A 21,061-nucleotide genomic window follows, 5' to 3' on the forward strand; every position below is an offset into this window, starting at 1 on the left:
GACCAACCTAGATCGAGCCGACCGAGCGCAGGTATTTTCGTGCCTGACGGCCGGTGATCTTTTCTGGCTCAAGGACATACAGCGAGCTCCAAAGCGGCGGTAAACCCAGTTCCTCCATGTAGGAAGTGAAACTGTTGAACGGCTCGGTGCCAATGACTTCGGCAGTGAGCCACAGCGACTCGCACTCTTGGCAAACGTACAGAATCTCCTGCGTTGCCCGCACTTTAACCTTGGTCACTTCGCCTTGTTCACATTCTGGACAGAGCATTTTTTCAGCTTCCAAATGGGCAGGGAGTCTATCACTGACCAGGGTGCATGCAGCCAGCAACCAAGGTCTGCTCCTGCTCAGAAACCCGCCATGGAGGACGGCGCTCTCGACCCCGTCCGGAGCGGGCCTTTTCTGCACTGCATCCCAGGTTCCGGTCGCATAAATTTGAAAAGCACGACATTGCTCGCCAGAATCGCCCCCCGATCCGGCCCAAGGTGCCGGACCTTGGTGGTGAAAAGGGGCAGCAGTTGAAGCAACAGACATTGTCCATGCGCCTGGCGCGTGTGGCGGCGCATGTGCCGGCCGGTGCGCGCCTGGCTGATATCGGCTCGGATCACGGCTACTTGCCGTTGGCCTTGGTCAGCCGCGGCACCATCGTTGCGGCGGTGGCCGGGGAGGTGGCGTTGACGCCGTTCCGCTCGGCCCAGCGCGCGGTGCGCGAGAGCGGCATGGAGCAGCAGATCGACGTGCGCCTGGCCAACGGTCTGGCCGCGATCGAACCGGCAGATGGAATCACGGCGATCAGTATCTGTGGCATGGGCGGCGAGACTATCCGTGACATCCTCGACGGCGGCCAGGCGTGCTTGAGCGGTGAGGAGCGTCTGATCCTGCAGCCCAACGGCGGCGAGCAGCCATTGCGCCAATGGCTGATGGAACATGACTACCGCATCCTGGCCGAGGAAGTGCTGCGAGAGAACCGCTTCGACTACGAAATCATCGTCGCCGAGCGTCTCGGGCCGGTGCAGTACAGCGCCCGGGAACTGTACTTCGGCCCGTTGCAGATGCAGGCCCGCAGCCCGGCGTTCCTGGCCAAGTGGCAGCGCCTGCTGCGGCTGAAGCAGCGTACTCTGGCCAGCTTCGCCCAGGCTCAGGCAGTGCCCGAGGAAAAGGTGCAAGAGATCGTCCGCCAGACGCAATGGATCAGCGAGTTGCTGGCTTGAGCCGGCGCTTCAAGTGGGCCGCAACGTCTGGGACCCAGCGATAGGGCCCGGGGATCGTGCTCTCAGATCGAACGCTGGTTGACCCGGGCCATGAGTTGCTCGGCGCTTTCCTTGCGTTCCGAGTAGCGATCCACCAGGAACGCGTGCTGGTCCCGTAGCACAAGGGTGAACTTCACCAGCTCCTCCATCACGTCGACGACCCGGTCGTAGTAGGCCGAGGGTTTCATCCGTCCGGATTCGTCGAATTCCAGGTAGGCCTTCGGCACCGAGGATTGATTGGGGATGGTGAACATGCGCATCCAGCGGCCCAGTACCCGCAGCTGATTGACCACGTTGAACGACTGCGAGCCGCCGCACACTTGCATCACCGCCAGGGTCTTGCCCTGGGTTGGGCGCACGGCACCGAGCTCCAGGGGAATCCAGTCGATCTGTGCCTTGAACACCGCCGACATTGCGCCGTGGCGCTCCGGCGAGCACCAGACCTGGCCTTCGGACCATTGCACCAGATCCCGCAGTTGCTGAACCTTGGGATGGTCCACGGGAGCGTCGTCGGGCAGCGGCAATCCGGACGGATCGAAGATCCGGGTTTCGGCGCCAAAGTGCTGCAGCAGGCGCGCGGCTTCTTCGACCAGCAGGCGGCTGAACGAGCGCTCCCGGGTCGAGCCGTACAGCAGCAGGATGCGAGGTTTGTGCTCGGGCCTGGCGTGCTCGCCATCGAACAGGGAGAGGTCGAGGTTGGGCAGTTGTTCTGACAGGTGTTCTGACATGTGTCCTCCGGCTCAGAGTGTGCCGATACGGTTCAGTTCGTGCTGCAGTTGCTCACGGCTGAGATGGTTGAAGGGCAGGTTGAGGAAGGCTTGGCAGCGCTGCTCAATGTGCGCCAGGGTGGCGCGGAAGGCGGCGTCGACGCTGGCTTCGTCACCGCGGACGTCGGAGGGGTCTTCCAGGTTCCAGTGGGCTTTGAGCGCGGGACCGAAGTACACCGGGCAGGTTTCGCCCGCCGCTTTGTCACACACGGTAATCACGATATCGGGCGGGTTGTCGGCGAAAGCGTCGTTGCCCTTGCTGTACAGGCCGGCGGTGGTGATGCCGGCCCGCTCCAGGGTGGCTAGGCTGCGGGGCAGCACCTGGCCCTTGGGAAAACTGCCGGAACTCAGGGCCGCAAATCCCTCGGGCGCCAGATGGTTGAACAGGGCTTCACAGAGGATGCTGCGGCAGCTATTGGCCGTGCACATGAACAGCACTCGCATGGATTGCTCCTTCCGCTGCGGCGGATATCAAAGGTTCACTCGTTTGCCGATTCAGCAGCAGGCCGCGGCGCGGACCGGGCGTCCATCCATGTTCTGCAGGCGGGCAGCGTTGTCCTGGAGCCAGTCGGCGTTGGCGTGCAGGGTCACTTGCAGGATCTGGTGCACCCAGGCGGGAAGGTCAGGATTGAGGCGGTAATAAACCCACTGCCCCTGGCGGCGATCCAGCAGCAGGCCGCTGCTGCGCAGGTGGCCCAGATGGCGGCTGATCTTCGGTTGGCTGTCGTCCAGGGCGCACATCAGCTCGCAGACGCACAGTTCGCCCTGATGCGCGATCAGCAGGGTGGCGCGGGCGCGGGTTTCGTCGGCAAGGCTCTTGAATACTTCGGAAGGCGTCATCATGGTGGCGGCTTGAATATATGGAAAAGCGAATATACGGAAATCCATATGTTTTATGCAAGTCGTGGAAGGTCAAATGCGCGTTGTGGGTCACCGCGCAATCCAGGCCTGGAATGCCTACCCACACTTGCCATTTGCCAGCATCTTGTCGGTGCCGAAAGCCTGCCTTTATGATCGTCGCGTCATGCACGACGCCGCCGACATGGTCCGCGGTTCTCTACAGGCTCACAGGGATGTTCAAGCGATGAAAATCACGATCAAGGCCGGTTCGCTCATGCAAGGCTGCTTGGGCAAAGGCCTGGCAGGTCTGGTGTTGGCCACATTTACCCTGGCGGCGCCAGCGCTGGTCCAGGCCAAGGATGCTCCGATTCCCCCTGGCGCGGTGCTGGCGGTGATGCAGAACGTCGAGGTTCCCGCCGCGAATGAGGAGGTGGAGCTGGAGGACGGTGTCACCGCCACGTTCTGGTACGGCAAGGAGCTGGACTTCGACGGCAAGCATTATTACGCGGCATTTGTCTGGCACACCCGGGACAGCGCCGCCCGCCAGGGCGAGGATTTTGCCGCGCCCGACGTCCAGGTACGGCTGGCCGATGCCACCTTCGAACTTACCCATCCAGGCCAGACGCCGGCCTATTCCATACTCAGTATCGAGCGCAAGATCGGCTTCTTTGGCGGTCGGGAAAAGCCCGAGGAAGTGGACACCAAGCGCCAGGCCCTGGAACACCGCACTGCCGATGGGCGCCTGCTGTTGGCGGTGCCCACGGCCACCTTTGAGGACGGCATCGTCACCAAGGGCTATACGTTGTTCGTGTTCAATCCGAACAAGAAACCCGAAGACGACGGCTGGATCTGGGCCCATGTCGGCCAGGTGCGCACCGGCGAGGACAATTCGGCGGCCTGCGACGACGGCGCGGTGATGCCTTGCATCGGCAGCGACGGTGAGCTGAGTTTCGTCGCTGGCCAGGAGTCGCTGCCGCAGGTGCAGGTCAAGGTCAGCGGCACCACCTTCCAGGGGCCGGAAAAAGTCCGTCCGCTGGTGGCGGCCGACAACCTCACCTATGTCTATGACAGCAAGACCCAGCAGTACATCAGTCACTAGGTTACGCCGTGGCTTCAGCGAGGCCGGCCGCTGAGCGGCTTGTGCTACTCAGGCATGGGCATCAACGCCGATCCTGGCCTGCAGCCAATCCTGGTAGAGCAAGGGGCTGTCCGTGGACTGCCCCGCGTTCCTGGCGATGAGGGTCTTGCCGTCCAGGCGGCCGATTTCCATCAGGTATTGCAGGCCCTTGAGCACGTGGGTGGCGTCGCTCTTGTCGAGCGATGCCACATCGGGCAGTTCGACGCTGTTGCTCTTGTCGTCGAAGGTCGCCCAGGTCGGGGTGGTTCTGTATTGGGCTATCAGCTTTGCGTCCGAAGCCTGCGATTCACGAAAGTTGGCGTCGATCTGCGCCTGGATTTGCGGAGTTGCATTTTCGACTTGAATCTTCATGGACTTCATGGTGCCACTCTCCAAAGCCCGGGTGATTCCCTTGAGGCCCATAGCGACGAGTGACGTGGTACTTGAGATGCTTCCTGTCATGTGACGACTCCCTGGTTGGTAGCGGCAAGCGGAGCAAAAGTCGGGCCATGGTCCAGCAGCCTTGTCCTGTGCAGTTCCATGCGGTGTCCGTGGCGTTGCCGGGGCAGGGCAGTGGCAGGGGCTGGCCGAAGCTGGCAAGGGATTGCCGTGAACGCTGTCGTGCTGGGTTGGCTGAACCGCTTGCGCAAGCGTCCTCAGGCGATGGCATCGGTTATGCTGGCGGCCCATGAACCGGAGCAGAGGCACAGAACATGACGCGCCTGCAGTGGCTGGAAATTGATGTGCGTGAGCTGGGCACGGCCCGTGAACTGCACCTGGCCTTGCGCGATGCCTTGGGTTTTCCCCAGTGGTATGGCTGTAATTGGGATGCCTTCTGGGATGCGATTTCCGGTCTGGTGGACATGCCGCTGCAGCTGCGGATCAGGGGCTGGCACAGCCTCTGCCGGCGCTTGCCGGACGATGCGCGACAGATGGAACAATGCCTGCTGCGCTTGCAAACCCAGTACCCGGCATGGGCCGCGAAGCTGCAGTTCGATTGAGCGCAGCTGCAAAAAAACGGCGCTCGGGCAATTTACTAATCCGGCGCGATCCTCTATAAATTTCCCCTCGGCGCCCACCCTTGCGGCGCCACCGGGTGATAACAGGAGGATGCTATGTCACCGTTAAACGTGTAACCCCAACGCTTTGCCCCATCGCCACACCCTCGCTTGAATACCTCGAAACACGCTGGTCCCAGCGCTGGCTGGACGAAGGCACCTACGCCTTCGATCGCAGTGCCTCTCGGGATGCTGTCTACTCCATCGACACACCGCCACCCACAGCCTCGGGCTCATTGCACGTCGGCCATGTGTTCAGCTACACCCACACCGACATCATCGCGCGCTTCCAACGCATGCGCGGCAAGGCCGTGTTCTACCCCATGGGCTGGGACGACAACGGTTTGCCCACCGAGCGCCGGGTCGAGAACTACTACGGCGTGCGCTGCGATCCCCAGGCGCCTTACCAGTCGCAGTTCCAGCCACCGGTCCGGGTCGCCGAGCGGCGCGCCGACTATGCGGCGATCAGCCGGCGCAACTTTGTCGAGCTGTGCCACCAGCTGACCGCCATCGACGAGCAGGCCTTTCGCAGCTTGTTCAGGCAACTGGGACTGTCGGTGGACTGGAGCCTGACCTACGCCACCATCGATGAGCGTGCGCAGCGGATCAGCCAGCGCGCCTTGCTGCGCAATTACCGGCGCGGCGAGCTCTACAGCCAGCAGGCACCTTGCCTGTGGGATCTGACCTTCCAGACCGCCGTAGCCCAGGCCGAGCTGGAGGAACGGGAGGTGTCGGGGGCTTATCACGACCTGCTGTTCCAGGGCATCGAGGGTGAGGATTTGCCCATAGCCACTACCCGGCCCGAGTTGCTGGCGGCCTGTGTGGCGCTGGTGGCGCATCCGGATGACCCGCGTTACCAGGGACGCTTCGGCCAACACCTGCGCTCGCCGTTGTTCGAGGTCGAGGTGCCGTTGCTGGCCCACGCCCTGGCCGACCCGCAGAAGGGCAGCGGACTGGCGATGGTCTGTACCTTTGGCGATCTGACCGATGTGCTCTGGTGGCGCGAGCTGCAGTTGCCCACCCGCTCGATCATCGAGCCGGACGGTCGGCTGCTGGCCCAGGCGCCCGATTGGCTGTCCACGCCGCTCGCGCGCCAGGCCTATGCAGCCCTGGCGGGGCGCAGCCTGCCCCAGGCGCGCAAGCTGTTGCTGGCGCAGCTGCGCGAATGCGGCGCCTTGCTCGGCGAGCCGCGACCGATCCGTCACGGGGTGAAGTTCTTCGAGAAGGGCGATCAGCCTCTGGAGATTGTCGCCACGCGCCAGTGGTACCTGCGCAATGGTGGGCGCAGCGAGGCGCTGCGCCGGCAGTTGCTCGAACGCGGTCAGGGGCTGGACTGGCATCCGCCGTTCATGCGCAGCCGTTACGAGCATTGGGTCGGCGGCCTCAATGGCGACTGGCTGATCAGCCGGCAGCGGGTCTTCGGCGTGCCGATTCCGTTCTGGTATCCCCTGGATGCCCAGGGCGCAGCGGACTACGCCAGACCGATCCTGGCGGAGGAAACCTCACTGCCAGTGGACCCGACCCTGGACACGCCACCGGGCTATCAGCCCGCGCAGCGCGGCCAGCCCCATGGCTTTATCGGCGAGCGCGACATCATGGACACCTGGGCCACCAGTTCCCTGACCCCGCAGATCGCCGCCGGCTGGGAGGAGGACGAGGATCTGTTGCAGCGCGTCTACCCCATGGATCTGCGACCCCAGGGCCACGACATCATCCGTACCTGGCTGTTCTCGACCCTGGTGCGCAGCCATTTCGAACAGGCCGTCGTGCCCTGGCGGCACGTGGCGCTGTCGGGCTGGATCCTCGATCCGGACCGCAAGAAGATGTCCAAGTCCCGGGGCAATGTGGTCACCCCGCAAGCCTTGCTGGAGCAATACGGCAGCGATGGTGTGCGCTATTGGGCGGCCCTCGGGCGTCCTGGCAGCGACACCGCCTTTGAAGAGCAGCAGATGAAGATCGGCCGGCGCCTGGCGCTCAAGTTGTTCAACCTGTCGAAGCTGGTCTTCGCGGTTCCGGGAGACCCCGAAGGCCGCGTCGACCAGCCATTGGATCGGGCCATGCTGCAACGCCTGGGGGCGGTGACTGGCGAGGCCCAGGCGGCGCTGGAGGGCTACGACTACAGCAGTGCGCTGATGGGCATCGAGGGCTTCTTCTGGTGGTTCTGCGATGACTATGTGGAGCTGGTCAAGCGTCGTGCCTATCGGCCCGAAGGGCACTCGGCGCGCAATGCCCTGGCCACGGCCTTGAGTGTGCTGCAACGTTTGTTTGCGCCTTTTCTGCCCTTTGTCTGTGAGGAGGTCTGGCGTTGCTGGCAGCCGGGTTCGGTGCACCGTGCCCAGTGGCCCGAGGCGCAGGTGGCCGAAGGCTTTGTTGAGCCGCTGCTGGAGGCGGTCAGTGCCGCGCTGGCCGCCATTCGCAAGGCCAAGTCCGATGCCCGGCAGTCGATGAAGGCCGCGGTGGAACGAGTCGAACTGGTGGAGCGCGGGCCGCTGCTGGAGTCCCTGCAATGGGCTCGCCAGGACCTGATCGAGGCCGGGCAGGTCGCCAACCTGGTGTTCATTGAAGGCGCGGTACGGGAAGTGCGGGTCTGGTTGCAGGATTGACTGCTATGCCCCGGTGCCTGCCCGCGAGAGGACGTTGCCGTCTTTTCGCGGGCAGGCTGGGCCCGTCCTCACTTTCCCGAGCGTTGCAAACCCATTACCGTGCATGTCGTGGGCGATTTATTGGCAGGAGAAGTAGGTGAATATCAAAGACAATCCGCAGGACTATAGGGACCTCAAGCGTGCCGTTGGCTTGCTGGAATCACCTTCGCTGACGGCGCGCCTGTCCGGCGTGCTGGGCTCGCCCATTGAAAGCGCGGTCAAGGCTTTGCCCAACTGGGTGTCCGGAAAAATCAACGATGCGGTGGTGGCCGCGCTGCGTACCTCCGCCGACGCGGCACTGTGGAGCCTGGAAAACACGCCGAAAAAACAGGCGTCGACGCTGTTGCACAAAGTCTATGCCGCCACTTCCGGCGCGGTGGGCGGCGCTTTTGGTTTTGCCGCGCTGTTTGTCGAGTTGCCCATCTCCACCACCATCATGATGCGCTCGGTGGCCGATGTGGCCCGCAGCGAAGGCTTCGACCTCAACGACCTGGCCACTAAGCAGGCCTGCATCGAAGTGTTCGCCATGGGCGGCAACAGCCAGGCCGATGACGCCACGGAGACCGGCTACTACCTCACCCGCAGTTTCACCACCCAGGCCATGCAGCAACTGTCCAAGGAGCTGGCGGCGATTGCCGCCAAGCAGGGGGTGGGCGCGGCTGGCAGGTTGTCGCCGGGGCAGGTGGGCAAGTGGCTGGCGCTGTTGATCGAGAAGGTCGCTAGCCGTTACGGCGTGACCATCTCCAGCAAGTTCGCGGCCCAGGCGGTGCCGGTGATCGGCGCCTTTACCGGGGCCACCATCAATGCGCTGTTCACAGATTTCTACCAGGACATGGCCCGGGGGCACTTCACCGTGAAGCGCCTGGAGCACAAGTACGGCTTCGAGCAGATCAAGGGCGAGTATGCGCACATCCTGCGCAAGCCGTTGGCAGGCTAGGGCGGGGGGCGATATGAGCGACTTTCCCGTTATCCGTACCCCGCGCTTGATTCTCCGCGAACTGTGCCCGGCCGATGTCCCTGCACTGTTCGCCATTCACAGCGATGCCGATGCCATGCAGTGGTTCGGCACCGACCCCATGACTGATTACCGGCAGGCCGAGCAACTGCTGGCGCAGTTCGCCAGTTGGCGGACCTTGCCCAACCCCGGGGTTCGCTGGGGCATCGAGCGCCAGTCCGAACCCGGCCTGCTGGGCACCTGCGGCCTGTTCAAATGGAACCGCCCGTGGCGCAGCTGCGCCGTCGGTTTCGAGCTGGGGCGTGCGGCGCAAGGGCAGGGGCTGATGACCGAGGCGCTGGAGGCCATCCTCGACTGGGGCTTTGCCCACATGGCGTTGAATCGGATCGAGGCCCAGGTGCACCCGCAGAACCTGGCGAGCCTCAGGTTGCTGGAACGGATGGGGTTTGTTCGCGAAGGGCTTTCACGGCAGGCGGGGTATTGGCTGGGGGCCCATCATGATCTGCAGCAGTGCTCGTTATTGTGGGCGGAGCGTAGCGTGCGGTGAACTGCCGCCCTGCACTTGGCCAAGTGCAGGGCGGCTCCAGTCGTCGACAGCTGGCCCGAGCTTCAGGCTTCTCTCAGGATGGCGGCTGCAGCCGCGACCTTGTTGTCTTGAATCATCTGAAAGAAACCACGCTCCACATCGGCGACACGGGCATTGGGCAAGTAGGTCCGAGCGATGTCGGCCAGGCGTTCGCACCAGCCTTCGTAAGCGTTCGAATTGGCTTTGCTGATACGAATCCGGGTCGGGTCCTGTTTGATTGCCGCCAGGACGGTATCGCTGTGGACCTGCTGGATTTTCATGATCTGCAGGTCCAGGGTGGCCGACTGGATCGGGTCGAGAAACATGCGGATCTTGCTGACAAACGAAACACTGGAAAACTCGGGCATCTTCAGGCTGGCGATCTCGTAAAGTGCCGGACGCGGTTGTTCCTTGAACAGCGCCGCTGCCTGTTCGATCTGCACGTCTTCGACCCCGGAGCGGAAGCGGCCAACACGGACATTGGCCAAACCACCCATTTGGGTGAATCCCCAGTAGAGAACATTCGATAGCCCGTCCTTGACGGTGTCCGGTGAGTCGCTAAGCAGTTGTTGGCGAATCCGGGTTTCCAGTTCGGACATCGACAGCCGAACAACCGGCGTCTGGCTGGCGAAGTCAAAATGTGCAGTGGGGAAGGCATAGCCTGCTACCGCATCGGCCAGTGTTTTCGCTTGTTGAGGACTCAGTGGCATCACGTGCTCCTTGTGTAGTCATGGGGGCATGGCGGGCGGCCTTTCAGCGGTTGCCGGGCGCCGGTACATCGCGGTCTTCGACGGCTTGCAGGTCGTGGTAGGAGGGAAAGACCTTCCTGTTGTTGATGTTCACGCCTGTGGGTTGCGCGAGCCCGTGGGTTTTACTCGAGTCCCAGGTCCGACGTTCGCCGCAATAGGTATGCACCACCTCCGAGTTGTCCCAGAACAGGCGCTGCAGCAGGGCTTCGTACTCGTCTAGCCACGAATCATCGAAGATGTAACTGGCTTTGGGGGAGGTGGCGAAGTGCATCATATGCCCGAAGTAGCAATGCCCCCGGCTGTTTGGCAGCACGCTGAAAAGCGCCCTGGTGATCTGCGCCCCCGTCAGTGGCAGGCTTTGCAGCACCGCGCGATTGTGCGCTTCGGCAGCCGGCGAAGGGTCAAAGCAGTGGATGTAGCCATACAGGTTGCCGCTCATGGGGTCAGATGCCTGCATTGTCGGTTGATTGGCGGCATCCGTTGTTGCGGGCCAGTCGATCGATCGCTTGCACGCCGGCGCGCATCTTTTCCACGGCGCTGGCATTGGCCGAGTGGATGTGAATGCGCGGTGGACGAAAGCCATTCAGGGCCACGGCCTCTTCGATCCACAGGATCACGTCGTAACCGGTACCGCGCTGGTCATCTCCGAGGTCGTGGTCGAGGCTGATCTCTTCGACACCGCCGGCTTTCAGCAGCGCGATGACTTCGTCCGGCCAGTAGGTGCGAATCCAGCCTTGCGGGGTTTGGCGTTCGTCGTCGAGGTAGATTTTCATGGGCGTTAGAAGCGGCTTTTCAGGAGTTGGAAGTGGTCGATCAATGCAGCCTGTCGCGTAATGCCTTGAGGGCGGCATCCCGGTGCCAGGTTTCGACCCCAATGGCAACCGCCCCGGCCGCTTGAGGAACCCTCTCGACACAGGTCGCGATGTTCTGTTGTGCGAGCAGTTGCTGTGCCACCTCAAGGTGCCGGCGTATGCCGGTGAACCAGTGACGCTGCTCATCGGAGAGCAACCGGATGACCTCGGGATAGGAGCAGCCCAGCTTTTGTCGAAGAGTGATCATTGCAGGTTTATCGGCACGATCGAATGCCGGGGTCAGGACATAGCACTGGCCTGCTGCGGCTCGCAGGTCGTACTTGTCTTGCAGATACTCTTCAACACTGAAGCAGTTGGCGACCGTCTCGATTTCTCCGCTGAGTACATTGACCAGATGGGCGGTGACGCCGACATAGCAGTATTGCGTCATGCCGTGCACCACATAGTCCTCGCTGTTGCTGCACACCGCCCAGTAATCACCCTTCGCGGACAGCTCGCAGGATTGAATGGCAAAGCGTTCGGGCTTTCCATCCCTGAGGGTGCCGTCATGGAGGGCAAGTACGGCATTGCAGGCTTGTTGTGCGGATAGCATCGGTCCGTGATCTTCGACAGTGAGTGTGGTGCTGAGTTTTCGTCCTGCTGTATACCTCGTTGCTGTTCTATGCGCCACCTGCGCTGCGAATGCCGGTCAACCCTTATCCTATGGTGGATTACTACACCACCGTTGTGTAAAAGCCCTCGCTTGTTCAGCTCCGGGACCCTGCCAATTTTCCAGGTGCAAGCCAATGAAGCCCAATGCCGAACTCCGGTTGTTTGCAGTACCCCTGTGCGGTGGGCTGGTCTATGCCGTCACCAAGGGGTTGGTCAATGGCTGGCACGCTTCGCAGCTGTTCTCCGGGTTTCTGTATGGCAGTCTCATCGCCATTGTCCTGGGCATTCCTCTGTTGCTATGGGGCGACCGACGTTGCCCGGCGCTGCCCGGTCGACATTTTTTCAGCAGCCTGGTGCAGGCCTTGGCGGCCGCGGTTCTGCTGGGGGCTTCAACGAGGCACTTGCTGTTGGCGGTGCTGGGCGGGCTGGCGCTGGGGGGGCTTTTTACTCTGGTGGTGCGCGGGATCGAGGCATTGCCGGTTACCGGTGAAGGGCCAGAGCGCCAGGGATGGTCACGGGTGTTGATGGTTCCTCTGTCAGGTGCATTGACTCTGGGCAGCATCGCTACGGCGCTCTATCCCAAGGGCGAGGAAAGCCTGCCGATGTTTTTCTTCGGCGGGTTGATCGGCGCGTGGCTGAGCGTGCTGGTTTGTTGGCCGATGCTGTGGCTGGTGGAGCGGGTGCTGGTCACCCCTTGGCGCTACGTGATCGGTGGCGGCCTCAGTGGCCTGGTGGTCTGGCTGCTGTCCGGGGCACAGGGCTTGAAGGTCAATCCTCAGGGCTGGTCCGCAGGGCTGGGTTTCTGGGTGCCGCTGCTGACCCATGGTCTCTTTCCGTTCCTGCTGATCGGACTGTTGAGCGGGATGCTGCTGACGGCCTGCAACCGCCTGCTCCAGCGCAAGAACGCGGGCCCCGGTTGAATTTGATGTCCCTGCGGTCTTCTAGATACTTCGAGGGGGCAAATATGATAGCGTTGCGCCACTTTTACCCTGCCGATCAAGGGATTTTTCGTGCGTCGATTGCTCAGTCGCTTATCAACCGTGTTTGCCGGACCCTCGGATGAGTACTGGGACCAGAAAGCCACGGAGTTGACCTATTTGGGCAAACTTCATCGTGGCGAGCTGGAGCTAGAGCAGAGCCGCCCGGGCCAGAGCCTTCAAGAGCGTGCCATCGCCGCCGTGGGGCCGGTGAACTTTACCGAGCTGCTGGCTGAGCTGGAGGTCGATACCGGCTACAGCACGTTGACGGCGGCGCAGATCAGCGGTGCGGTGGGCATCGGTATTGCGGGGGTGGTCTCGGCGTACATGACCAACCTGCACGCCGACAAGCTGGAGGAGCTGTTCCTCAAGTTGCATGGGTATTTCAAGCCGGAAGGCACCACCAGCCCCCTCGATTATCGCCCCGGCGCCAAGCATCGCTACATCTTCGGTCATGACCTCAATGTGTTCCAGAAGCTGCCTGACGACTACACCTTCGGTGGCGAGTCCGTAGGCGGCAAGACCCTCTATTCTCTGGTCGTCGATTACATCGAGGCGGGATACCCGGGCGCGGGCCCGGTGCTCAAGCACCTCAAGGCGATTGCCCATATCCTGACCCATTGCCTCAGCGACCTTCCCACCAAGGATGGTCTGCCCCTGCCGTTCAGTTCCCTGTTCACCCAGTGGGTAAAGGATGAAAGCAAGGCCTCCGGCTACAGCGCCTCGAACCCGCTGATGGATGCCCTGGGCAGGGAGTTCGGTACCATCAACGCGGCGGATATCAGCTCCTACGCCACCATCAAGCTGCTGTTGAGCGGACGGCACGCCATCGCGTTCTACAAGTCCGAGGTGTCCCCGGAGGACAAGGACCTGCACCTGGCACTGATGAGCACCATTGCCTATGGCACGGGGTTGATGATCCAGATGTTGCTGCTGGTCGCCGGGGCAGGGGGGCGCACGGGCAAGATGAACTACCTGATTGCCGGGCCTTTTCTCTGGAATGCCGGCAAGTCGACCTTGATTACCCATCGTCAGCACCAGCGGGTGGTGATGGACTACGAGCGGTCCATCCGCCTGCTTGACGACAAAACCACCACCTTCGATGACTGGATCAGAGTTCAATGCCAATGATCGATCATGCCGAAAATGCCGATACCGAATACCACTTCGAGTCGTCGGACGAGTACTGCTCTCCCGATCTCGTGGAGCAGGTTGCCCAGGCGCTGAAGCAGAGCATGAGCCTGACTGCGGCCGATCTGGCTCAGTTGGCGACCATCGTGCACCTGGAGCGCCTTCGTTACGACTTTGCCCACAGCGGGCAAAGTCTTGCCGAGCATGGCAGGGATATTCAGCGGCTGCGCAACGAGCTGATTGAGCATCACCGTCGCGAGCCATTCGACAACGGCAAGTTGGAAAAAGCCTTCTACAAGGCGCTGAACAAGGCTTACGGCTATGTCGGATAAAGTCGTCCGGGGCCTGTTCATTGCCGCGGGTGCCATCGTCGTCAGTTGTACGTCGGGGCTGATGGGCAAGCTCGCCTCCGACTATCGAGAGCGCAAGCGCAGAAGCCGGCTCGATGAAACCTTGCACAAGATGGAAGCCAAGATGGCAACGGACAAACAGAACCGGGGAACTCCTTGATGGCGATTGTGGTAATAGGGCTGTTTTTCCTGATCCTGGCCATTGTGGTGTTCAGCACGGTCTTTTCATTGCTTGAAAAATCCCGCATCGCCAAACACGAGCAGATGAAAAACGCCAAGGCCAAGACCTTCAGGAAAAAATAGGTAGTGTTTTGAAATTCCCTCCCATCCTCCAGGTCGGCTTTGAAGATGATGCGCTCTGCCTGGGCTGGGCCGACGGCCTGGTCCTGCGTCAACCCCTGAGCCGGTACAGTCGGCTGCAAACCGCCACGCCCGAGCAGCGCGCGGACTTTCGGATCCACCCTCATGGGATCTCGGTGTCTTGGCCGCACCTGGGAGACGCGGATCTGCACGTCGATGCCTTCGACTGGATCTGGGAGCACCTGTGCCGGGAATCCATGGGGCGGCTGCAGGCTCTGGAGTGGCAACTGGAGCAATTGCCAGAGGACGATCAGTCCATCGTGGCGCTGTGGCGCCTGGAAGCGGACGGTTACAACGGGGGCTTCCTGCAGTTCTTCTGCAACTGGGGCGAGCGCAGTTGCGAGCTGGCGCTCAAGGCGCTGGTTGCCATTGGCGCGGGTAGCACCCACGCCGTGGTCAGCCGCCAGCGGCAGTTGATCGGGCCTCTTGAAGATCACCCGCAACTGCAGCGGCTGTGGGACATTCCCGAGCTGCTCGGTGACGAGCAATATGAGCTGATCGGTGGCGAGCTGGACGAGCAGTTGTGGTCGGCGATGGAGGAGGTGCCGACGCTGGCGGTAAAGTATTTCTACGCTGGCTGATGCTCCTCGCGCCATGCTCTAATGCCGCGCCTTGCCCCCCTTGAATGGACTTCATCCCTTGGCTGAACCCCGTATCCGCGCCCTGGCGCTTTGTGTTTTTCACCACCGGGGCAAGATCCTGGTCAATCAGTTCCAGGATGCGGACAAGCAACAGATGCTGTTCCGGCCTCTGGGCGGCGGGATCGATTTTGGTGAGCACAGTGCCCAGGCCATTGTTCGCGAAGTGCAGGAGGAGCTGGGGCAGTCGATCAACAACCTGCGGCTGATCGGCACCCTGGAAAGTCTGTTTGTGTACGACGGCAAACCCGGCCATGAAATCGTCCAGGTGTACGACGCCCGTTTCGAGGATTCGAGTGTCTATCAGCGCTGCCAACTCGAGGCCCAGGAAAGCGACGGCGCGCCCTTTGTGGCCCGCTGGCATGGCAGCGCCAGTTTCACTGAGCACACGCCGCTGGTTCCCCAGGGCTTGGGCGAACTGCTGAAGAACGCCGGTTTGCTGGACTGACCGGGCCTCGGTCGCGATGGGCCGCAGCCGCAGGCTTCGACAATTTCCACGCCAGCAACTCCTGGGGCTGGGCGGCCCAGGTGGGCATGGACTACATGCTCAGCGACCGGCTGATGCTCAACGCGCAGATGCGCTATATCGACATTGAAACCGATGCCTATGTGAGCAATGGCAACCTCGGGGTCCGCTCCAAGGTCAATGTGGACGTTGATCCATTCGTGTACATGCTGGGCTTGGGGTACCGGTTCTAAGCGTCCGGACCCGGTTGTGCAATACCCTCAAGTCCGGATCGAATCGGGCCATGCCGGGCCATGCCGGGCCATGCCGGGCCCTGTCGCCCGGCATGGCCACGGTTTCAGAAGTCCCAGCGGGTGCTGAGCATGAAGTTGCGCGGTTCGCCGTAGGCCGCCGAGTTATAGAAACCGACGTTGGTGTAGTAGGACTTGTCGAAGAGGTTGTTGACGTTGAGGGTCGCCGACAGGTTCTGGGTGATCTGGTAGCGGGTCATCAGGTCCACCAGCCAGTAGGCATCCTGGGAGATGTCTTCGTTGATCTTGCGCGGCGCGTTGTAGACCGAGTACCAACCCACGCTCTGCCAGCGCAGGCCGCCACCGACGGTCAGCTTGTCCAGGTCGCCCTTGAGCTTGTAGCTGGTGTAGAGGTTGACCTGATTCTCCGGTTCGAAGGTGGAGATCTTGGCTCCTTCGTCATCGCGCACGATCTTGTGGGTGTAGCCGGCTTGCACTTGCCAGCCGGGGCTCAGCTCACCGGAAATCTCCAGCTCGTAGCCCTTGGTGACGGCCTTGGCGCCCTTGAAGGCGTAGTTGTCCGGCGTCGGGGTCTGGTTGTTGTAGGCATCGTCCGGCACCGAGCGGTTGGTCTCGTGCACTTCGAAGTAGGCCAGGCTGCTGTTCAGGCGGCCTTCGAAGAACTCGCCCTTGAGTCCCAGTTCATAGTTCTGGCCTTCGTCCGGGTTGAGCAGCTTGCTGTCCCGGTCCTTGTTCCAGCTTTCCTGGGGCATGAAGATGTCGGTGTAGCTGGCGTAGACCGAGAAGTGCTCGTCGAGGTCGTAGATCGCGCCGACGTAAGGCACGAAGCGTCCGCTTTCCTTGTAGGACGGTGTCAGCCCGGTCAGGTGATAGTTGACCACCCGCCCGCCGAGGAACAGGTTCAGGTCGTCCATCAGGTTGAGGCGGGTGGTCATGTAAGTGCCGGTCTGGCGCACGGTATCGTCGGTGCGCTGGGCCGGCAGCCCCCAGATGGGCCGCTCGATCTTGCCGTGCCAGTTGTAGAAGTCCACCACATTGCCGTTGGCCCCGAGGAAGTCCGGGGACCAGTAGCCCTTGCCGGTCCAGCGCGAGTTGGCAATGGAGCCACCCAGCACCAGTTCATGCTCGCGGCCGAACAGATTGAAGGGGCCGCTGAGATACAGGTCGGCGGAGTCGCTGGTGGTGTCGCCGGTGTATTTCTGCGCGTTGACCTTGGCCGTGCCATTGGTCTGCGGTTCGTCGAACTGGATCGAGCCGAGTTCGGCGTGGTAGCTGTTGATCTTGTGGTCCAGTTGCAGCTTGGTGACCCAACCGTTCCCCAGGTCGTGCTCGAGCATGGCAAAAGCGGTGCGGGTGTATTGCTCCCAGCCGCTCCAGGTCGCGCCGTTGTTGTAGGAGCGCGACATGCTGTTGTGCCCACCGGTGGCGTTGATCAGCGGGAAGGTCCCGGACCAGCTGGAGCCCTTGGGGATATTGTCCTGGTAGTCGCCGCCCACGGTCAGCAGGGTATCGGGGGACAGGTCGAATTCGAGGATGCCGTAGTAGGTCGAGGTCTTGCGCGAGTAGTGGTCGAGGAACGATTGCTTGTCCTGATAGGCCGCGACCGCACGGCCGCGGACATTGCCGGTTTCGGTCAGGGGGCCGCTGACATCCAGCTCGCTGCGGTAGTTGTCCCAGGAACCCATGCCCAGGGAGGCGTGGCCCTGGAACTGGGCCGTGGGCTTCTTGCGCACCAGATTGATGGTGGCGCCCAGGGAGCCGGCGCCGGTGAGCAGGCCGGTGGCGCCCTTGAGCACTTCGACCCGGTCGTAGATCGCCATGTCGCTGAGGGTGTTGCCGGCTGAGTAGGCAACGTTGCGCACGGTGGAGGGAATGCCGTCGTACTGGAAGTTGTTGATCGAGAAACCGCGGGCGTAGTAGTTGGTGCGGTCGGTGTCGTAGGCCGAGACGGTGATCCCGGGGGTATGGCGCATCACGTCGTCGACGTTGTTGAGGCCGAAGTCTTCCATGTGCTGCCGGGTGACCACGGTGATCGACTGCGGGGTCTGCCGTGGGGTCAGCACCATCCGGGTCGCGGTGGCGATAGTGCCGGGGGTGTAGGAACCGCTGCCTTCGGTGACGGTGCCCAGCTGGTTGCTGACGATCTGGGTGGCTTCCAGTTCCACGGCCTGGCTGCTCTGGGGCAGGCGGGTCAACAGCACCGCGTTGGCGCCATTGCGTTCGAAGCCCAGGCCGGTGCCCACCAGCAGTGTGCTCAGTGCCTGTTCCGCGCTCATACGACCACTGACCCCCGCCGATTCGATCCCTTGAGCCATCGCCGAGGAGTAGGCGATCTGCAATCCGCTCTGGGTGCTCAGTTGATCCAGGGCATTGGCCAGGGACTGGCGGGCGATGGAAAAATTGTGGGCGCTCGGCGCTTGATGACCGGGGGCGGCAGCGGGCTCGACGGCCGCCACCGGGCTGCAGGCCAGGCAGATGGCCAGCGCCAGGAGGCTGCGGGCAGGGGTGAGTGTTGTCAGGTGCATGGAAGTCCCGTACGAAATAGGAATGATTTGCAAAAGCAAACACCCTGACGGGTTGACTTCGGGAAAGCCGTAAAACTTTTTTCAGCTTCCCTCGGTCGGGTGTTCAACGCAGGACCAGGACGCCTCCCGGCAGGCGGGTGAGCTCGGTGTTGGTGACTTTGCTCAGGGCCTGGACGATGGCATGGGGGTCGTCGAGCCGGTAGTTGCCGCTGACGTTCTGCTGCGCTGCGCTGGCGTTGAACAGCAGGATCGGTGCCCGGTAGTAGCGCCGCAGTTCCCCCAGCACCTGGGCCAGGGGCGCGTCCTGGAAGGACAGGCGGCCGTCGACCCAGGCCATTTGCCGCTCACCGCCCTCGGGGTTCAAGGGGCGCAGGTGATGGTCCTGCAGTTGCTGCCAGTTGCCGGCCTGCAGCAGGCTCTGCTCGCCCTGGTCGTCGGCCAGCCGCACCCGGCCTTCACGCACGGCCACGGTCACGCCATCGGCGTGACGACTGACACTGAACCGGGTGCCGACCACGGTCACCGTGGCACTGCCGGCCTCGATGGTCAGTGGCCGGGACGGGTCATGGAAAGCCTCGACATAGAGTTCACCCCGCAGCAGGCGGATGCGCCGGTGAGCGGCACTGAAGTCGCTGCTGATGGCGCTGTGGCTGCCCAGGACAACGTGGGAACCGTCGGCCAGATCGAAGCGCTCGACCTGGCCGACGGCGCTCAGGTGATCGGCTTGCAGGCGCATGGGCAGGTCGCCGACCCAACCGGCGCCGAGCATCACCAGCAACACAGCAGCTGTGGCCAGCCAGCGCTGGGGGCGACGTTGCCTGCGTGCCGGGGCCGGGGCGGGCGGCAGGTCCAGGTTCAGCGCCAGGTGTTCCAGCGCCTGCTCGAAGGCGCTGGCGTTCCACAGGTTCTCCAGGGCCCGGTAGGCTTGGGCGTGCTGCTCATCGGCGTTGCGCCACTGTTCGAAACGCTGGCGTAGCAGCACGTTGTGGGTCATGGCCTCACGCTGGGTGAACCAGTCGCTCGCCTGCTCGCGTACGGCGTCGCCGGGAAGGGCTGTGAGGTGTTCAGTCATCAGGGTTCTGCCGGTCGGTGGCTTTGATGCAGGCATTGAGTGCATGGCGCAGGTCTTTTTCCACCGTGCTCAGGGAAACCTGCAAGCGCTGGGCAATCTCGCTTTGCGAAAGATCGTGCAGTTTATGCAAAACCAGGATTTGTTGCTGGCGCTTGGGCAGGGTCGCCAGTACCTGTTGCAGCAAGTGCAACTGCTGTTGCCCCTGGACGTGGCTTTCCGGGCCGGGGGCGCCGGTGGGCACTTCACTGAGCTGGCTGCCGTCTGTGGGCTGGTACTCGAAGCGCCTTTTGCTGCGCTGGCTGCGCAGGTGATCGAAAGCCAGGTACTGGGCGGTCTGGTAGAGGAACGGCTGCAAGTGCTCGATGGGGCGGGCCTTGAGCGCCTTGGCCACGCGCAGGTAGGTTTCCTGGGCCAGATCCTCCGCCAGGTTGGCGCACCCCACCACCCGCGCAAGCATGCGGATCAGCCCCCCGCGCTGCGCAATGAACAGCGCGCTGAGTTGTTGCTGGTCGTCTCCGATTTCCATCGCCCACTGTCCCCACTACCTGATACGGCTCAGCGTGAATGGGTGGGCATTCTAATGAGAATTCTTATCATTACCAGCACATTTCCATTCTGGCTTCACCGGCGCTTTTCCGGGCGTGGCTGGCCACAGGGAATGATTCCCATGGCCCATGGTCGATTCAATATGGGCCCCATGACCCGTTCGCCCCCATCGACGCGTCAACGTACCGGGCCCGGTCAGATGATTGAAATGCGCCGCCGCGCCGTTCGGCCAGGGGCAGTGCTGGTATGGGGGCCCTTTGTATTTAGCTGGAAGGATCGATCATGCGCCTCATTGCACGGGTTATCTGTTTCACCTTGATACTGTGCGCCGCCCAGGCCTGGGCCGGCGACCCGCAACCTGCTGCCCAGGCCGCCGCCGAGGACAAGGCCCAGGTTCTGGAGCAGAAGGCTGCGGACAAAGAGAGTCCGAAGGCCGAGCCCCAGGTCGCGCCCATCACCAAAACCGAAGTCCAGGCGGTGGACCCCGCAGGCCAGGCCCCGGTGGACGACGCCATTACCTGCCTGTCACGAACCATTTATTGGGAGGCCAAAGGAGGGGAGTCTGCCGATATGGAAGCGGTGGCCAATGTAGTCCTGAACCGTCTGGGCCATGAGGGTTTTCCCGGGACGGTGTGTGAAGTGGTCAAGCAGGGTTCGGAAAAGAGCCCATGCCAGTTTTCCTGGTGGTGCGACGGTCGCCCGGACCAAGTGGAAGAGGAGGGGCGCTACACCATCGCCAAGGAGATCGCGCGCAAGGCGTTGAACCAGCAGCTCCAGGACCGTACCGGTGGCGCCCTGTACTTTCACGATCGCAGCGTCTCGCCGGATTGGTCCAGGGCCTACATCAAGACCACCGAGATCGGCAGCTTCAGGTTTTACAAACCCAAGAATGTGGCGGCGCGCTAGTGATGGATCGAGCGGTCACGGCACTTGCGGGTACTGATCGCAGATCTCGTGCCAAGGGGCTTTCATGGCCACGCAGAGGTGTTTCTGTTTGGGCGCGGTAAAGGGGGTATCCAGGGTGGCGATGGCAATCGACATCCACTCGGAAAAATCGCCCTGGGTATCGCGCCAGAACAATGAGGCGCCGCACTGGGAGCAGAACTGGCGCAGAACGCCCGGAGAGGACTCATAGCTTTTGAGGCTGGCTGCCGGGTTGTGGATATCGATCGAAGAATGTGGCGCGCTGGCATAGGAGGCAAAGGCTGCGCCGTGGCCTTTCTGGCATTTGCGGCAGTGGCAGTGGGTGACGGCTTTCAATGCGCTGGACACTCGGTAAGTGACTGCGCCGCACAGGCAGCTGCCTTGATAGGGAGTTTGCATGGTGAGGGTTTCCAAAGT

At 62.4% G+C, this 21,061-nt stretch carries 27 protein-coding genes and 1 pseudogene; 15 read left to right on the top strand and 13 right to left on the bottom strand.

The features are described from left to right. Nucleotides 1-7 precede the first annotated feature (7 nt). On the bottom strand, nt 8-532 hold the full coding sequence (locus FW796_RS21690; protein ID WP_404939319.1) for a hypothetical protein: 525 nt from the start codon (nt 530-532) through the stop codon (nt 8-10). Between FW796_RS21690 and FW796_RS21695 the strand changes: the two genes are divergently transcribed. Next, a complete protein-coding gene (locus FW796_RS21695) occupies nt 517-1,209 on the top strand; it encodes a tRNA (adenine(22)-N(1))-methyltransferase (RefSeq protein WP_446439997.1) in 693 nt (230 codons plus the stop codon). The genes FW796_RS21690 and FW796_RS21695 overlap by 16 nt on opposite strands. Nucleotides 1,210-1,271: 62 nt before the next feature. Here the strand turns inward: FW796_RS21695 and arsH are convergent, their stop codons facing one another. Genes arsH through FW796_RS21710 form a run of 3 tightly spaced genes read right to left on the bottom strand, consistent with a single transcriptional unit; the run spans nt 1,272 to nt 2,858 of the window. Beyond that, complete coding sequence (arsH, locus tag FW796_RS21700) at nt 1,272-1,964, bottom strand: arsenical resistance protein ArsH (RefSeq protein ID WP_346636129.1); 693 nt, start codon at nt 1,962-1,964, stop codon at nt 1,272-1,274. 24 nt (nt 1,965-1,988) lie between these two features. Further along, nucleotides 1,989-2,459, bottom strand: coding sequence for an arsenate reductase ArsC (locus FW796_RS21705; protein ID WP_346636065.1), 471 nt, complete (start codon nt 2,457-2,459; stop codon nt 1,989-1,991). Nucleotides 2,460-2,510: 51 nt separating this feature from the next. Next, nucleotides 2,511-2,858 carry a metalloregulator ArsR/SmtB family transcription factor gene (locus FW796_RS21710; protein ID WP_346636066.1) on the bottom strand — a complete coding sequence of 116 codons (348 nt, stop codon included), beginning with the start codon at nt 2,856-2,858 and terminating at the stop codon, nt 2,511-2,513. A gap of 241 nt (nt 2,859-3,099) precedes the next feature. Here FW796_RS21710 and FW796_RS21715 point away from each other — a divergent pair, with 241 nt between their 5' ends. Next, on the top strand, nt 3,100-3,954 hold the full coding sequence (locus tag FW796_RS21715; protein WP_346636067.1) for a hypothetical protein: 855 nt from the start codon (nt 3,100-3,102) through the stop codon (nt 3,952-3,954). Between the two features lie 48 nt (nt 3,955-4,002). On the opposite strand, the gene FW796_RS21720 is transcribed toward FW796_RS21715, so the two are convergent. After that, the gene (locus FW796_RS21720; RefSeq protein ID WP_346636068.1) at nt 4,003-4,353 is read right to left on the bottom strand and encodes a hypothetical protein; all 351 of its coding nucleotides are present in this window, start codon (nt 4,351-4,353) and stop codon (nt 4,003-4,005) included. Between the two features lie 332 nt (nt 4,354-4,685). Here FW796_RS21720 and FW796_RS21725 point away from each other — a divergent pair, with 332 nt between their 5' ends. The 4 genes from FW796_RS21725 (at nt 4,686) to FW796_RS21740 (ending at nt 9,174) form a co-directional block, all read left to right on the top strand. After that, a complete protein-coding gene (locus FW796_RS21725; RefSeq protein WP_446439998.1) occupies nt 4,686-4,973 on the top strand; it encodes a barstar family protein in 288 nt (95 codons plus the stop codon). Nucleotides 4,974-5,068: 95 nt separating this feature from the next. Beyond that, the gene (valS, locus tag FW796_RS21730; RefSeq protein WP_446439999.1) at nt 5,069-7,633 is read left to right on the top strand and encodes a valine--tRNA ligase; all 2,565 of its coding nucleotides are present in this window, start codon (nt 5,069-5,071) and stop codon (nt 7,631-7,633) included. A gap of 136 nt (nt 7,634-7,769) precedes the next feature. Next, the gene (locus tag FW796_RS21735; RefSeq protein WP_123724551.1) at nt 7,770-8,609 is read left to right on the top strand and encodes an EcsC family protein; all 840 of its coding nucleotides are present in this window, start codon (nt 7,770-7,772) and stop codon (nt 8,607-8,609) included. Nucleotides 8,610-8,622: 13 nt separating this feature from the next. Further along, a complete protein-coding gene (locus FW796_RS21740) occupies nt 8,623-9,174 on the top strand; it encodes a GNAT family N-acetyltransferase (RefSeq protein ID WP_404939329.1) in 552 nt (183 codons plus the stop codon). Between the two features lie 62 nt (nt 9,175-9,236). On the opposite strand, the gene FW796_RS21745 is transcribed toward FW796_RS21740, so the two are convergent. Genes FW796_RS21745 through FW796_RS21760 form a run of 4 tightly spaced genes read right to left on the bottom strand, consistent with a single transcriptional unit; the run spans nt 9,237 to nt 11,345 of the window. Beyond that, nucleotides 9,237-9,902: a hypothetical protein gene (locus tag FW796_RS21745; protein ID WP_404939331.1), complete on the bottom strand. Its 666-nt coding sequence runs from the start codon at nt 9,900-9,902 to the stop codon at nt 9,237-9,239. Between the two features lie 43 nt (nt 9,903-9,945). Then, nucleotides 9,946-10,380, bottom strand: coding sequence for a hypothetical protein (locus FW796_RS21750; RefSeq protein ID WP_446440000.1), 435 nt, complete (start codon nt 10,378-10,380; stop codon nt 9,946-9,948). Nucleotides 10,381-10,384: 4 nt separating this feature from the next. Next, on the bottom strand, nt 10,385-10,714 hold the full coding sequence (locus FW796_RS21755) for a cyclic-phosphate processing receiver domain-containing protein (RefSeq protein ID WP_253165886.1): 330 nt from the start codon (nt 10,712-10,714) through the stop codon (nt 10,385-10,387). A gap of 40 nt (nt 10,715-10,754) precedes the next feature. Beyond that, nucleotides 10,755-11,345 (bottom strand): hypothetical protein, encoded by a 591-nt coding sequence (locus FW796_RS21760; RefSeq protein ID WP_346636075.1) that lies wholly within the window; start codon nt 11,343-11,345, stop codon nt 10,755-10,757. Between the two features lie 193 nt (nt 11,346-11,538). Between FW796_RS21760 and FW796_RS21765 the strand changes: the two genes are divergently transcribed. The 8 genes and pseudogenes from FW796_RS21765 to FW796_RS21800 all read left to right on the top strand — a co-directional run. Then, complete coding sequence (locus FW796_RS21765) at nt 11,539-12,324, top strand: hypothetical protein (RefSeq protein WP_404939337.1); 786 nt, start codon at nt 11,539-11,541, stop codon at nt 12,322-12,324. 177 nt (nt 12,325-12,501) lie between these two features. Beyond that, nucleotides 12,502-13,512: a hypothetical protein gene (locus tag FW796_RS21770; protein WP_346636077.1), complete on the top strand. Its 1,011-nt coding sequence runs from the start codon at nt 12,502-12,504 to the stop codon at nt 13,510-13,512. Next, the gene (locus FW796_RS21775; RefSeq protein WP_446440001.1) at nt 13,503-13,844 is read left to right on the top strand and encodes a hypothetical protein; all 342 of its coding nucleotides are present in this window, start codon (nt 13,503-13,505) and stop codon (nt 13,842-13,844) included. The genes FW796_RS21770 and FW796_RS21775 overlap by 10 nt, the downstream gene beginning before the upstream one ends. Beyond that, nucleotides 13,834-14,022, top strand: coding sequence for a hypothetical protein (locus FW796_RS21780; protein ID WP_346636079.1), 189 nt, complete (start codon nt 13,834-13,836; stop codon nt 14,020-14,022). The genes FW796_RS21775 and FW796_RS21780 overlap by 11 nt, the downstream gene beginning before the upstream one ends. Continuing rightward, nucleotides 14,022-14,165 (top strand): hypothetical protein, encoded by a 144-nt coding sequence (locus FW796_RS21785; RefSeq protein ID WP_446440002.1) that lies wholly within the window; start codon nt 14,022-14,024, stop codon nt 14,163-14,165. The genes FW796_RS21780 and FW796_RS21785 overlap by 1 nt, the downstream gene beginning before the upstream one ends. Before the next feature lie 8 nt (nt 14,166-14,173). Beyond that, complete coding sequence (locus FW796_RS21790; RefSeq protein ID WP_446440003.1) at nt 14,174-14,803, top strand: DMP19 family protein; 630 nt, start codon at nt 14,174-14,176, stop codon at nt 14,801-14,803. Between the two features lie 58 nt (nt 14,804-14,861). Then, on the top strand, nt 14,862-15,308 hold the full coding sequence (locus tag FW796_RS21795) for an NUDIX hydrolase (protein ID WP_446440004.1): 447 nt from the start codon (nt 14,862-14,864) through the stop codon (nt 15,306-15,308). A gap of 20 nt (nt 15,309-15,328) precedes the next feature. Next, nucleotides 15,329-15,559: pseudogene (locus FW796_RS21800) on the top strand (OmpW/AlkL family protein); the annotation flags it as partial. A 104-nt stretch (nt 15,560-15,663) separates the two neighbouring features. Here FW796_RS21800 and FW796_RS21805 read toward each other — a convergent pair. From FW796_RS21805 to FW796_RS21815, 3 genes are all read right to left on the bottom strand, one after another. Next, entirely contained in the window at nt 15,664-18,102 is a 2,439-nt protein-coding gene (locus tag FW796_RS21805) for a TonB-dependent siderophore receptor (RefSeq protein ID WP_446440005.1), read from the bottom strand. A gap of 103 nt (nt 18,103-18,205) precedes the next feature. Further along, nucleotides 18,206-19,174, bottom strand: coding sequence for a FecR family protein (locus FW796_RS21810; RefSeq protein WP_446440006.1), 969 nt, complete (start codon nt 19,172-19,174; stop codon nt 18,206-18,208). Beyond that, nucleotides 19,167-19,700: an RNA polymerase sigma factor gene (locus FW796_RS21815; RefSeq protein ID WP_346636085.1), complete on the bottom strand. Its 534-nt coding sequence runs from the start codon at nt 19,698-19,700 to the stop codon at nt 19,167-19,169. The genes FW796_RS21810 and FW796_RS21815 overlap by 8 nt, the downstream gene beginning before the upstream one ends. Before the next feature lie 302 nt (nt 19,701-20,002). Here FW796_RS21815 and FW796_RS21820 point away from each other — a divergent pair, with 302 nt between their 5' ends. Continuing rightward, complete coding sequence (locus FW796_RS21820) at nt 20,003-20,626, top strand: cell wall hydrolase (RefSeq protein ID WP_446440007.1); 624 nt, start codon at nt 20,003-20,005, stop codon at nt 20,624-20,626. Between the two features lie 15 nt (nt 20,627-20,641). Here FW796_RS21820 and FW796_RS21825 read toward each other — a convergent pair whose 3' ends face one another. Beyond that, nucleotides 20,642-21,043 carry a GFA family protein gene (locus tag FW796_RS21825; RefSeq protein WP_446440008.1) on the bottom strand — a complete coding sequence of 134 codons (402 nt, stop codon included), beginning with the start codon at nt 21,041-21,043 and terminating at the stop codon, nt 20,642-20,644. Nucleotides 21,044-21,061: the final 18 nt, after the last annotated feature.

The organism is Pseudomonas sp. 910_21 (genome assembly GCF_052850735.1).